This is a genomic window from Adhaeribacter terreus, assembly GCF_042657365.1.
Classification (GTDB): domain Bacteria; phylum Bacteroidota; class Bacteroidia; order Cytophagales; family Hymenobacteraceae; genus Adhaeribacter_A; species Adhaeribacter_A terreus.
In genome coordinates this window covers 31,878-45,657 of record NZ_JBHSKT010000008.1, presented here as the reverse complement: position 1 = coordinate 45,657, position 13,780 = coordinate 31,878, and the positions used below count along the sequence as shown (strand labels likewise).

Here is a 13,780-nt window from a genome sequence, read left to right as displayed (position 1 = left end):
ATCTTTTAACTGGTACTTTTTCTTAATTCTGGCAAGCTCTTCCTGCAGCTGTTTCGTTTCCCAATCGATCTGCGTTTGGTGTTCGGTTTTTTTACGGGTACAATTTTTCCATCTTTCACGGTAATTTCTTCCATATCGGGTGTGTGCGGCATGGCCCGGAAATAAAAACTTGCCGAATCTTTTATGGAATAATATTGGGTCTGTTCATCGTACCGGGCAGCTTTTTTATAGCGTTTATTTGCCTCTTCCCGCGTCATTTTCCGGTCGTCGATAATTTCACCTAAAGTAGAGAGGTAGCAAAAGGAAAGCTTGAACCGGTCGTTTTTGTTTTTTGGAAGAATCTGGATAAGCGTGTTGTTGATGCGGTCGTCGAAAAGTTGTTCGCTGATGTGCAGGGTATCTTTCTTTACAATCAAAGCTTCTGTATAATCTTCGTTTTCCTGCTCTGCATCGTTTAATTCGGCCTCGTTATAATCGCTGCTTCCGCCAAACTGGCTGTAATATTTCCGGTCGCCGTTATGAGTTTCATTTAATGCTGGTTCGTAACCTTTAAAATTATGTATTACAACTTCAAAAGCCGGGTATTTTAACCTCGTTTCTTTAAGTGAATTTTCTTCATCCGTTGGTTCATCTTCGGAAAAAGAACCTGCAGTTTCATCAACCGAAATGGAATTCAGGATCGAATCGGAAATAATTCCCTGAATAAGATCAGCCTGGGTTTCTGCAATGGCTTCCGATACAGCATTTTCTGCTGAACTATTTTTTGAATAGCTGGCCATACAACCCTGAAACAAGCACATGGCAATTAGCAAAAACGCTGGTCCGGCGAAAGCTTTCCCAGAAGGTTTATCAGAAAAAATCATCGTCCCTTTTTATATTTCCTTACGGGTAAGGTAACAAAAAAACGCTATACTTTTTGAGTTAAAAAGTATAGCGTTTTTAAAGGTTCTGCCGGAAATTATTTCACAGCATTAGTAGTTTTTTTCGCTTTGGCAGCAATCAGGTCAATGTCTTGCACGTCTTCATCTTCTTCCAGCGACCAACCGGTTTTCAACCCGATTATGAACCAGGCCAACGCAACTATGCCACCAGCAAAAATGGTATCGCCGACTACCCGGAGCCAACGTAATATGTTCATGGTATCGGTTTGCATGAATTCCATGGAGCGGGCGTACCATAAACCGTGTTCCACACTAGCCCAGGTTTGCAGAATCCCGATCGGGAGTACGCTGATCAATACCATCAAAATCAAGCCGATATTCAGCGACCAGAAAGCGAAACTGATCGGCCCATCTTTCCAGCGACGACGGCCAGACAAACCTTTTAATACAAAGAGCATCAAGCCGATACCCAGAATTCCGTAAACTCCGAACAAGGCCGTATGCGCGTGAACCGGCGTGGTATTCAGGCCCTGCATATAATAAAGCGCAATGGGCGGATTGATCAGAAAACCGAAAATACCAGCCCCCAACATGTTCCAGAAAGCCACGGCTACGAAACAATAGATCGGCCATTTATAAGCTCTGATCCATTGGGTAGCCTTGCTTATTTTCAGGTGGTGATAGGCTTCGAAACCGATGAGTACCAGCGGCACCACTTCAAGCGCACTAAAAGTTGCCCCAAGCGCCATAACCGCCGTTGGTGTTCCTGAGAAATACAGGTGGTGGAAGGTTCCTAAAATACCGCCTAAAAGGAAAATAATAGTCGAGAACAACACGGTATTCGTAGCCATTTTCACATCGAGCAGGCCCATCCGGAAGAACAAAAACGCGATTACTACGGTGGCAAAAACTTCGAAGAAACCTTCTACCCACAGATGCACAACCCACCAGCGCCAGTACTCGGCAATGGCTAGGTTTGAATGTTGCCCCCACATCATGCCAGCGGCATAGAATAAAGCGATGGCGGCAGAAGAGATCAGGAACATTCCCAATAAATGGCGGCCGGCTACGTCGTTGCGGTAAGCGGGCATAATAGCGCTCACCATTAAAGCAAGCCAAACGAATAAACCAACCAGCAGAAATACCTGCCAGAAACGGCCTAAATCCACATATTCATAGCCTTGGTGGCCGAACCAGAAATTTTCGGTGTAGCCCAGTTTCTGCATTACGCCGTACCACTGACCAGCCAACGAGCCAGCCACAATGATCAGCAGGCAAACGAACAGAAAATTAACGCCCAGTTTCTGGAATTTAGGTTCGTAACCCGAAACCGCCGGAGCAATGTACAAACCAGTAGCCAGCCAGGACGTCGCGATCCAGAAAATAGCCAGCTGCACGTGCCAGGTACGCGTTATGGAATACGGCATATAATCGGCCAGTGGAAAACCATAAAGCGCCTGCCCTTCTACCCCATAATGCGCCGAAACAATGCCGAATGTAACCTGTACCAGAATAAGCGCCGTTACGATCCAGAAATATTTCAGCGTTGCTTTCATAGAAGGCGTGGCGTTCAGACCAAGCAGCGGATCTTTTTTCGGCAGTCTGGAATGGTCAATTTCTTCTTCTTTATTAGAAGCGTAATAGTAAACCAGCAAACCAACCCCGGCAATCAGCACAATTACACTGAAACCGGTCCAGAGAATGAGGTCGCTGCTTGGTTCGTTGGCTACCAGTTTTTCGGCGGGCCAGTTGTTGGTGTAAGTTATCGTTTTACCCGGACGTTCGGTTACGCAAGCCCAGGAAGTCCAGAAGAAAAAGGCATTCAGTTTCTCCATCCGAACCGGGTCTATTACGGTATTATTTTTCATGGCGTAAGCGTCGCGGTGTTTGGCCAGCGAAGGATCGTTCATGAAAAGGCCGGTGTAGTGTTTGCTTACATCGGCAATGGCTTTGGCTCGCAGATCGGAAATGGTAAGCACGCCGGTTTCCGGATCGTAGGAATTGGCGCGGATCTGTTTTTGCAGGCGGGCTTCCAGCATGGCTTTACCTTCTACGTCCAGCTCATCGTAATTCATGCCTTTTTCCTGTTTCGCCCAGAAATCCAGGAAATACATGGCTTCTTTGTGCAGCCAGTCTGCGCTCCAATCGGGGGCAACGTAAGCGCCGTGGCCCCAGATTGAGCCCAGCTGCTGGCCGCCGGTAGATTGCCATACGTTCTGCCCGTCTTTAATATCCTGTTCGGTAAATATTACGTTGCCAGAGGCAGAAACAACTTTAAGTGGAATGGGTGGTGCTTCGCGGTAAATTTCTATGCCGTAATACCCGAGCACGGCAAAGGAACCGACAATTACGGCAATGAGTCCGAGCCATAATTTTTTGTAATTCATAATAGTGTTTGTTAAGTGATCAGATAACCAAAAGCGCCTAAAAATGCAGTTTTAGGGCTGACTGGCTTATAATATCACAAAGGTCGGGGCTCGTTGTTGCGGGAAACATGACCAATTCCATTAAAAAAAGAGACAAATGTCTTTTATTATTTCCGGCGCAGATCACATGGTAACATGTGTAAGAAAAGTCACAGAATCTTCATTACTCCACTGGCACAAGGGCATAAAAAAACGCTATACTTTTTGCCTTAAAAAGTATAGCGTTTCCGCCTTTCAAAAAAGAAAAGTCTTAAATCTTATGTCTAATATCCAGTGTTTGAAATTACGCTTTCCAGACTTCCTTACGGATATTTTTGCCTACCGAAAGAATTAAACGTACCGGGTTCGGAATTAAAACCAGACGTGATTCTTTTCCCGGGAATTCATCGGAATCTACCCACACACCTTCTTTCTGATCTGCACCGCTTTCGCCTTCCAGGTTGTTTGGCAGGTAAGCCGTAGGTAAAAGCACATCGGTATCCGGGCAAAGTTTAGCGTGCACATCTTCCAGCACATCTTCTAAATACGGCCCGAACTCTTCGTTAAAATCGTCTTCCAGATCGTGAAGTTCTTCTTCCATATCGTCGTAGCGCTCGTCGTTGTAAGAAAGTTTGCCTAACGCCTGTTTCTTTTCGATAAGGGCTACCAGTTGTTTATTTAGATTTTCTGTGTTCATAGTTCAGATTGATTTTATACAAATTTTAAAACTACCAGCGCGAATTGCAAATTAATAAGGCAAAAATTCCGAAATAATTTTCTGCTTTTCAAATACCACTTAAATTCTTAAATTTACGGCAAACACTCATTTTAAAGTTTTATTTATCATGAATCAGGAAACAGCTCAGGCTTCTGCACCCGAAACTGCAGTAGATTTTTTACCCCTTAACGGTACCGATTATATAGAGTTTTATGTAGGCAACGCCAAGCAGAGCGCATACTTTTACCAGGCCGCTTTCGGTTTTGAACTGATCGCTTATGCAGGTCCGGAAACCGGCGTGCGTGATCGTGCTTCTTACGTATTGCAGCAGGAAAAAATCCGCCTTGTGCTTACTACTTCCTTAGATCCAAATTCAGACATTACCAAGCACGTGGCCCAGCACGGCGACGGCGTGAAAGTAATGGCCCTGTGGGTAGATGATGCTGAAAAATCTTTCAACGAAACTGTTAAACGCGGCGCAAAACCAGCTGCTGAACCTAAAACGTTAACCGACGAATTCGGCGAAGTAAAAACCGCTTCGATCCATACTTACGGCGAAACCATCCATACATTTGTGGAGCGTAAAAACTACAAAGGCGCATTTATGCCGGGTTACGTAGCGAAGAAAAGCACTTTCCCGGTTACGCCGGTTGGCCTGAAATACGTAGACCACTGCGTTGGTAACGTAGGTTGGGGCGAAATGAACCAGTGGGTGAAATTCTATGAAGATGTTCTGGGCTTTAAATTGCTTATCACCTTCGATGATGAAGATATTTCTACCGAATACTCTGCTTTAATGAGCAAGGTGGTTTCCAACGGAAACGGTTACGTAAAATTCCCGATCAACGAACCAGCCGAAGGCAAGAAAAAATCGCAGATCGAAGAATACCTGGATTTCTATCACGGCGCCGGCGTGCAGCACATTGCTGTAGCTACTTACGACATTCTGCATACCGTTTCTGAACTGCGTAACCGCGGCGTGGAATTCCTGGTGGTGCCAGATACGTATTATGATGACCTGATTGCCCGCGTGGGAAATATTGATGAAGACCTGTATGATCTGCGCAAGCTGAACATTCTGGTAGACCGCGACGACGAAGGTTATTTACTGCAGATCTTTACCAAACCGGTAGAAGACCGCCCAACTGTTTTCTACGAAATTATTCAGCGTAAAGGCGCGAAAGCGTTCGGTAAAGGTAATTTTAAAGCTTTGTTCGAATCTATTGAGCGCGAGCAGGCGCTGCGAGGCAACCTGTAAGCCAAATTTTACGACTAGTATTTACAGAAACACCTCTGCTGCGAAGTGGAGGTGTTTTTTTCGCTTCATAAAATCTGAATGTATGGCACTTTTTAACCGATTTCTTATAGCGTTTTGCGGCTTTTTTCTGCTTTCCTTTTTCAGCCAGGCTCAAACTGAATTCACGCGAGATCAGAAAGGTCTTTTAAAAGAAGCCCTGCGCATAGCCGTTTCAGACCCGGATTTCCTGCCCGAATATCCGGAATTGAAGGGTGATAGAACCGTTTTTCTGTATGATAAAATGGTATCGCTGGATGACCTTAGCAAAGAGCCTGTGTACCTGACAGAAAAACTGGTTCCGCAATTTAAAAACGTAAAATTCGAACTGAAAACCCAGCAGGAGATCTTTGACCCGGCCCGCCGCGAAGACATGATTTTTTTACGGGTAATGCAAATTAACCAACCGGAAAGCAATTATGGGCTTGTAACCGTACTTAGCCAAATTGCGTTAGGCAGCGAAAGCCGTGAAAAAGGATTTCTGCATAAACAAAGCTATGGCAAAACCATGCTTTTCAAGAAGTATAAAAAAGCCTGGAAGTTCGAAAAGGTAGCGAACACGCTTCCAAACTTAGTGGACTACAACCTGCAATATTAGTTTTTTCACTATTTTTCCTACCGTTTTTGTTACGTGCATTTCCTTTTAAATGCGCCAACCCTTAATCTAACCTACTTGCATATGAATCTGGAAAAAAACATAACCTTAGTAGATGCAGCTCAGCAACGCGTAAACACCTGGCTGGAAGGAAACTACGACGAAGAAACCAAAACGGCGATCCGGCAGTTTTTAGAAACCGAACAGATCGATGCCCTGAACGATGCTTTTTACCAGGACCTTGAATTTGGTACCGGCGGCTTACGCGGCATTATGGGCGTAGGTTCTAACCGCATGAACCGTTATACGCTGGGCATGGCTACGCAGGGTTTAAGCAATTACCTGCTGAAATCTTTTCCGAATGAAGAAATTAAAGTAGCCATTGCGCACGATAGCCGTAATAATTCCGATACGTTTGCCGAGATCGTGGCAGATGTTTTTTCAGCCAACGGCATTACAGTTTACTTTTTTGAAGGCCTCCGCCCTACTCCGGAATTATCGTTTACGATCCGCGAATTAGGTTGTCAGAGCGGCGTGGTTTTAACGGCAAGCCATAACCCGAAAGAATACAACGGTTACAAAGCCTACTGGACCGACGGCGCGCAGGTAACCGCTCCGCACGATAAAAACATTATTGCCGAAGTAAACGCCATCACCTCGATCGAGGACGTGAAATTCCAGGGCAATCCGGAGAAAATTCACGTGATCGGTGCGGATATCGACGAAAAATATCTGCAGAAAGTCGCTTCACTTTCGGTTTCCAGGGAAGCTATACACCGCCAGCATAACCTGAAAATTGTGTACACGCCGTTGCACGGAACGGGCATTACGTTGGTGCCGCGCGCATTGCAAATGTTCGGCTTTAACAACGTAACTATTGTGGAAGAACAGGCTACGCCGGATGGCAATTTCCCGACGGTGATCTATCCGAATCCGGAAGAAAAAGACGCCATGAAACTGGCCGTAGAAAAAGCGAAGCAAATTGATGCGGATCTGGTTTTAGCTACTGACCCGGATGCGGACCGCGTAGGCATTGCCGTAAAAGATCTGAAAGGCGAATTTGTGCTTTTAAATGGTAACCAAACCGGCAGTTTGCTGATCTATTACATGCTGAACGCCTGGAAAAAAGCGGGCAAAATTACCGGCAAGGAATACGTAGTAAATACCATTGTAACCACCGACCTGATTAACCGCATTGCCGAGAAAATGGGCGTAACGAACTACGAAACCCTGACCGGCTTTAAATATATTGCCGAAGTAATTCGCGAGCAGGAAACGAGTGGCGCCGGCACTACTTACATTGCGGGCGGAGAAGAAAGCTACGGTTACATGATCGGTGATTTTGTGCGTGATAAGGATGGCGTGGCATCCTGCGCGATGATCGCGGAAATGGCGGCGGCAGCCAAAGATCAGGAAAAAACTTTATTCGAGCTGATGATCGAGATGTATAAGGAATTCGGGTTTTACAAAGAAGACCTCCTTTCGATCACCAAAAAAGGCATGAACGGCGCCAAAGAAATTGCCCAGATGATGAGCGATCTACGGGCTAATCCGCCGATGGAAATAAACGGTTCCAAAGTGGTGGAACTGCGTGATTTTAAAACCGGCCAGATCAAAAATTTTGAGACCGGCGCAGAAAGCAAAACCACAACGGAAAGTTCCAACGTACTGCAGTTCCTGACCGCCGATGGCTCTAAAATTTCTGCAAGACCAAGCGGCACCGAACCGAAGATCAAATTCTACTTCAGCGTGAACGAAAAACTGGAAAAAGCTGAAGATTACGACCTGGTAAATCAGCAACTAACCGATAAAATTAACGCGATCATTTTGGATCTGAAACTGAAATAAGCTCTATGAGCTGCTAATAAAAAAAACCTGATGTGAAGACTTCAGGTTTTTTTGTGTCTGAACCTACCGTTTTTCGTTTAAGAAAAATACCGCAATTAAGAAAAACGGTTGGGTTAGCGGCATTAAACCCATAAACAAATTTCGATCATTTTCGGGTAGCTACAGGCAGGCCAAATTAACCAAGCCGGCAAAATTTTCAATAAACTGAGGGCATGCTGTACTTCCCGAATAAACATATTCGTTTTTAAATATTTCTTACAATAAAGTAGCTGTTTTGCCATTTAATCAGTATATTATCCTAAACCGAAATCTACAATTATTGCATGGGCCATTTACCAAAATTGATAGAAGACCTCGCATTGATCCTTATTGTTGGTGCAATTACTACTTTACTTTTCCGAAGCATTAAACAGCCCCTCGTTCTGGGTTATATTATTGCAGGCTTACTTGTTGGGCCGCATTTGTCGCTTACGCCTTCGGTAATAGATACCGAAAACGTAGAAACTCTTGCTGAGATCGGAGTTATTTTCCTGCTTTTTAGTTTAGGTCTGGAATTCAGCTTTAAGAAACTAATGCGGGTTGGAGGCTCTGCCAGCATCACTGCCTTTGTAGAAATATTTTTTATTACGATAACCGGCTTTTTTCTTGGCAAACTGATGAGTTGGTCTACCATGGATAGCTTGTTCTTAGGCGGTATGCTGGCCAGTTCTTCCACTACAATCATCATCAAAGCTTTCGATGAACTTGGGGTTAAAACCAAACTCTTTGCCCGCATTGTTTTTGGCGTGCTGGTGGTGGAAGATATTGTGGTGATCTTACTGATGGTTTTGCTCTCTACCATTGCCGTTACCCAGCAATTTCAGGGCACAGAAATGGCTTTTACGGTACTGAAACTGCTTTTTTTCCTGGCATTGTGGTTTATTGCCGGCATTTTCCTTTTACCAACGCTGCTCAAAAGAGTAAAACCGCTGCTCGACGATGAAACGCTGCTGATCCTTTCTATCGGGCTTTGCCTGGGCATGGTTATGCTGGCTACACAGGCCGGTTTTTCGGCTGAATTAGGTGCGTTTATTATGGGTTCAATTCTGGCTGAAACAACAGCCGCCGAAAAAGTTGAACACATTCTGACGCCAGTTAAAAATCTTTTCGGTGCTATTTTCTTTGTATCGGTGGGCATGTTGATCGATCCGGAAATGATCCTGGAATATCGCTGGCCGGTACTGTTTGTAACGCTGCTAACTTTATTCGGCAAATTTTTCAGTACCACATTGGGCGCTTTGCTTTCCGGGCAACCACTCAAGCAGGCCGTACAAGTGGGCATGAGTATGGCGCAGATCGGGGAATTTGCGTTCATTGTGGCGGCTCTCGGTCTTTCTTTAGGCGTAACTTCCGATTTCATTTTCCCGGTTGCGGTTGGCGCTTCGGCCATTACCACATTTACTACGCCTTACATGATCAAGTATTCGGATCATGTTTATAATTTTATTTCCAAAATAATACCCGAAAAGTGGCTGGTGGCATTGAATAAATATTCCGCCGGCACTCAGAATATACAAGCTGAAAGCTACTGGAAAAAACTAACAAAAGCTTACCTGAAAATTGCGCTTACCAACGGTATTGTGTTGCTCGCGCTGATGTTACTTTCCATTAAGTTTTTGCTACCGTTTTTAAAGGAAACCGTTGAAAATGAAATTCTGGGCAGCATCATTACCCTGGTGATTTCGCTGGGCCTTGCCGCTCCTTTTCTCTGGGCTTTCATGACTAAACAGCCCAATAAAATGGGTTTTGCCGAGCTTTGGCTTGAAAAAAAATACAGCCAGGGACCTTTGCTGGTACTCGCGATCATCCGGATGGTTTTTGGCATTATCATTATCGCGGTTTGGGTAGATCGTTTGTTTACTGCCATGGCCGCCATTCTGGTAGCCGTTCCGATCATTATTATTGTTATGTTCCTTTTCTCGAAGCGGATACAAAACTTTTACCAGCGTCTGGAAGGCCGTTTCTTAAGCAACCTGAATGCCCGCGAAAAAGCCGAAGCAGAAAAGTTATCGGGCACAGAAAATATTCTGAGTAAGCATTTCAGTCCGCAATCTGATCTTTCGCCCTGGGATGCGCATTTAATAGATCTGGAAGTGAGCCCGCAGGCAGCGTACATTGGTAAAAACCTGCTGGAGTTGGCTTGGCGTGAAAATTACGGGGTAAATATTGCCTACATAAAACGGGGCGATAAACTCATTTATGCGCCCGGAAAAAATAACAAACTCTTACCCTTCGATCATGTGGGCATTATTGCTACCGACGAACAGATACAGGCGTTTAAGCCGGTTTTTGATATGCAGGAACAGATTGAAGCCGCAACGCCAAACGTAGAAGACATTGTAGTTCAAAAAATTGTGGTGGATGAACATAACCGATTAAAAGGCCAAACGGTGCTAAGTTCAGGTATAAGAGAACGCACGAATGGCTTAGTAGTTGGTATTGAGCGCAACCATGAACGTATTCTGAACCCAACCTCAACCACCACTTTTGAATGGGGCGATATTGTATGGATTGTAGGTGAAAAACAGAAAATTCAGAAACTGAATACGGCGTGATTGTTTTCTGATGAAATTTGATACCGTTTTTAAAATAAAGAAGGCTCCGCAAAATGTGGAGCCTTTACTTTTTCATCTTAAAATGATACCGTTTTAAAACGGCGGTTCTTCGTCAAAAGCGGAGCTTGGGAAACCTCCTCCGTCGTTCATTTTGCTGCCTAAACGGATCGTTCCCGGCGTTTCACTTTCAAAAGTGCTCGTAGCTGAGAAACTTCCCGGATTAAATTCGGAATTGAAATCGCCGTCCAGATCCGCAAATTTAGTGTATTTACCGATAAATTTCAGGATCACGTTTTCCAGGGAACCGTTCCGGTGTTTGGCAATAATTACCTCACCGGTACCGGCAGTTGGGTTACCCATTTCATCTTCGGTAATTTTGTAGTATTCAGGGCGGTAAAGGAACACAACCATATCCGCATCCTGCTCAATAGAACCGGATTCACGTAAGTCGGAAAGCATTGGTTTTTTGTCGCCACCACGGGTTTCTACGGCACGGCTTAACTGCGAAAGCGCAATAACCGGCACACTCAATTCCTTCGCAATCATTTTCAAAGCCCGGGAGATGGAAGCAATTTCCTGTTCACGGTTTCCTGGTCCTTTACCGTCAGTTGAGCCGGTCATTAGCTGCAAATAGTCAATAATAACCATCTGAATGTCATGGTGCGCTTTTAAGCGGCGGCATTTGGTACGAAGCTCCCGGATAGAAAGACCTGGGGTATCGTCAATATAAATTGGCGCTTCCGAAAGTTTGGCAATTTTATGGTTAAGCTGCGCCCACTCGTATTCCTCTAAGTTCCCTTTTTTGATCTTCTCCGAATCGAGTTCTGCTTCCGCCGAAATAAGACGATTTACGAGCTGAAGCGAAGACATCTCCAGGGAGAAAATAGCAACCGGTTTTTTAAATTCTACCGCCGCATTCCGCATGGCCGAAACTACGAACGCCGTTTTACCCATACCCGGACGAGCCGCCAGGATAATTAAGTCGGAAGGTTGCCAGCCGGAAGTTACACGGTCTAAAGCGGTAAAGCCGGAAGGAACGCCGGTTAAGCCTTCTTTCTGATTTTTCTTTACTTCGAGTTCCTTGATCGCTTTTACCATCAACGAACGCATATCGTCGAAATTCTTCCGGATGTTCGATTCAGAAACTTCGAAAAGTTGTGCTTCAGTTCTATCTAAAAGATCGAAGACGTCGGTAGTATCTTCGTAAGCTTTGCTCAGCACTTCGGAGGAAATACCGATCAGTTCGCGTTTGATGGAATTTTCGGAAATGATACGGGCGTGAAACTCGATGTTAGCCGCGGAGTTTACGCGGGTAGTGAGCTGCGAAATGTAATACGGGCCGCCAACAAATTCGAGCTCGCCGCGTTCGCGCAGTTCGGTTACTACCGTTAAAATATCGATCGGTTCCGATTTATCGAAAAGGCCGACAATGGCGGAGAAAATTTTCTGGTGCGCCTCCTTGTAAAAACTTTGCGGACGCAGAATATCGATCACGGTGGTTAAAGCGTCTTTTTCGAGCATTAAAGCGCCTAAAACTGCTTCTTCCAACTCCAGTGCCTGGGGCGGTAATTTGCCCACACCTGCCGGTACCACCGATTTTGCGTTCCAACCCGTCTTCGGTTTTGTCTGAAACTTCACTTTATTCTCTTCCATAGCCTTTTCTTCCTTATTCAAACAAATCTACATCAAAAACCGGCGGAATAATACACAACTTATACACAAAAATTTCAGCTTCCTGAAAGCCAGTGAATTAATTTCGCACTACTTTTTCAGCCTTAAACCATACCGTTTTCGCTATATTTCTGCAACCGTTGGCTGAAGTTAACGGCAATGCATTTCCAGCTCTTACATAAAAATTTCCAGAATATCCATCGCCGTCTGTTTTAACTGACGGAAGCTTTTAAAAATAAAAACCACGCATAGGCGAAGAAGTTTATTTTCGTACTTTTGCTTACCTACAATGCTAATTTATGCTTTCGAACGACTATAAACGCATTCATTTAATTGCTACCGGTGGCAGTATTATGCACAACCTGGCTTTGGCTTTAGCAGAAAAAGGCCTGCAGGTTACCGGTTCTGACGACGAAATTTTTGAACCCGCCAAAAACCGTTTAGCGGCGGCCGGCCTTTTACCCGAAAAAGAAGGCTGGTTCCCGGAAAAGATCACTTCGGACCTGGATGCGGTTATTGTTGGCATGCACGCGCGCGCCGATAATCCGGAACTTTTAAAAGCGCAGGAATTGAACATTCCGGTTTATTCGTTTCCGGAATTTATTTACGAGCAAAGCAAAAACAAGCAGCGCATTGTAATTGGTGGCAGCCATGGCAAAACGTCCATTACCAGCATTATCATGCACGTTTTGCAGTACCATAACCGGAAATTTGATTACGCCGTGGGTGCACAGCTGGAAGGTTTTAAGAACATGGTAAAGCTGACGGAAGATGCGCCGATCATCATTATTGAAGGCGACGAATATTTGTCTTCCCCGATTCAGCGGGTTCCGAAATTCCATTTGTATCACCATCACATCGGGGTAATTTCCGGCATTTCCTGGGATCATATTAACGTGTTTCCGGACGAAAAAATTTACCGTGAGCAGTTCCGTATTTTTGCTGACATGACCCCGAAAGCGGGTGTAATGATTTACAACCAGGACGATGAACAGGTGGCGCACGTTTGCGTTCCGCGTACCCAGGATTCGAAATTTATTGGTTACGGCGTGCATGAGCACAAGATCAAAAACGGTAAGACTTATTTAACTACGAAGAAAGATCCAGTTGAAATTCAAATCTTTGGGGAACATAATTTGCGGAATATCAGCGCGGCGAAGGAAGTTTGCAAAGAACTTGGCATAAAGGGTCAAGCATTTTACGAAGCGCTGGCTACTTTTAAAGGTGCGGCCAAACGGTTGGAAAAGTTAGGCGAAAGCAATTCTACCGTAATTTACCGCGATTTCGCGCATGCGCCTTCCAAAGTAAAAGCCACTACTGAAGCTCTGAAAAAACAATTCCCGAACCGAACGTTGGTTGCTTGTTTAGAATTGCATACCTTCAGCAGCCTGAACAAAGCTTTCCTGCCGCAATATGCCGGAGCATTAAATGCGGCCGATGTGCCGGTAGTGTATTTCAACCCGAAAACGGTGGAGCATAAGCGCATGGAAATGCTGGATGAAAACCAAATCAAAGAGGCGTTCAAAAATCCGAATATCAAGGTTTTCACGGACAGCAGATCGCTACAGGAATTTATTGAGAACCAGGATTGGAAAGAAAAGAATCTGCTGCTGATGAGTTCGGGGAATTATGATAACCTGGATTTTAAAGGTTTGACGGAGAAGGTTTTGTAGACCAACCACCCCCAACCCCTCCTTTTTAAGGAGGGGAGCTGTAATACCTGACTTTTTCAATCCATTCTGATACCGTTTTTGAGAATATTATTCATTAATCA

The 13,780-nt window shown here is 44.8% G+C and carries 9 protein-coding genes; 5 read left to right on the top strand and 4 right to left on the bottom strand.

Going from position 1 to position 13,780, the window contains the following annotated elements; translation table 11 throughout:
* Positions 1 to 5: 5 nt before the first annotated feature.
* The 3 genes from ACFPIB_RS13480 to ACFPIB_RS13470 all read right to left on the bottom strand — a co-directional run bounded on the left by ACFPIB_RS13480 (position 6) and on the right by ACFPIB_RS13470 (position 3,983).
* Complete coding sequence (locus ACFPIB_RS13480; RefSeq protein ID WP_378017990.1) at positions 6 to 779, bottom strand: hypothetical protein; 774 nt, start codon at positions 777 to 779, stop codon at positions 6 to 8.
* A gap of 179 nt (positions 780 to 958) precedes the next feature.
* Complete coding sequence (locus ACFPIB_RS13475; RefSeq protein ID WP_378017989.1) at positions 959 to 3,268, bottom strand: nitric-oxide reductase large subunit; 2,310 nt, start codon at positions 3,266 to 3,268, stop codon at positions 959 to 961.
* Between the two features lie 322 nt (positions 3,269 to 3,590).
* Positions 3,591 to 3,983: a hypothetical protein gene (locus tag ACFPIB_RS13470; RefSeq protein ID WP_378017988.1), complete on the bottom strand. Its 393-nt coding sequence runs from the start codon at positions 3,981 to 3,983 to the stop codon at positions 3,591 to 3,593.
* Positions 3,984 to 4,131: 148 nt separating this feature from the next.
* Between ACFPIB_RS13470 and hppD the strand changes: the two genes are divergently transcribed.
* The 4 genes from hppD (at position 4,132) to ACFPIB_RS13450 (ending at position 10,335) form a co-directional block, all read left to right on the top strand.
* Positions 4,132 to 5,262 carry a 4-hydroxyphenylpyruvate dioxygenase gene (gene hppD, locus ACFPIB_RS13465; protein ID WP_378017987.1) on the top strand — a complete coding sequence of 377 codons (1,131 nt, stop codon included), beginning with the start codon at positions 4,132 to 4,134 and terminating at the stop codon, positions 5,260 to 5,262.
* 82 nt (positions 5,263 to 5,344) lie between these two features.
* Positions 5,345 to 5,896: a hypothetical protein gene (locus ACFPIB_RS13460; protein WP_378017986.1), complete on the top strand. Its 552-nt coding sequence runs from the start codon at positions 5,345 to 5,347 to the stop codon at positions 5,894 to 5,896.
* An 81-nt stretch (positions 5,897 to 5,977) separates the two neighbouring features.
* Complete coding sequence (locus tag ACFPIB_RS13455) at positions 5,978 to 7,741, top strand: phospho-sugar mutase (protein ID WP_378017985.1); 1,764 nt, start codon at positions 5,978 to 5,980, stop codon at positions 7,739 to 7,741.
* 323 nt (positions 7,742 to 8,064) lie between these two features.
* Positions 8,065 to 10,335 carry a monovalent cation:proton antiporter family protein gene (locus ACFPIB_RS13450; protein ID WP_378017984.1) on the top strand — a complete coding sequence of 757 codons (2,271 nt, stop codon included), beginning with the start codon at positions 8,065 to 8,067 and terminating at the stop codon, positions 10,333 to 10,335.
* A 93-nt stretch (positions 10,336 to 10,428) separates the two neighbouring features.
* Here ACFPIB_RS13450 and dnaB read toward each other — a convergent pair whose 3' ends face one another.
* On the bottom strand, positions 10,429 to 11,988 hold the full coding sequence (gene dnaB, locus ACFPIB_RS13445; RefSeq protein ID WP_378017983.1) for a replicative DNA helicase: 1,560 nt from the start codon (positions 11,986 to 11,988) through the stop codon (positions 10,429 to 10,431).
* A 317-nt stretch (positions 11,989 to 12,305) separates the two neighbouring features.
* On the opposite strand from dnaB, the gene ACFPIB_RS13440 reads away from it, so the two are divergent.
* Positions 12,306 to 13,679 (top strand): UDP-N-acetylmuramate--L-alanine ligase, encoded by a 1,374-nt coding sequence (locus ACFPIB_RS13440; protein WP_378017982.1) that lies wholly within the window; start codon positions 12,306 to 12,308, stop codon positions 13,677 to 13,679.
* Positions 13,680 to 13,780: the final 101 nt, after the last annotated feature.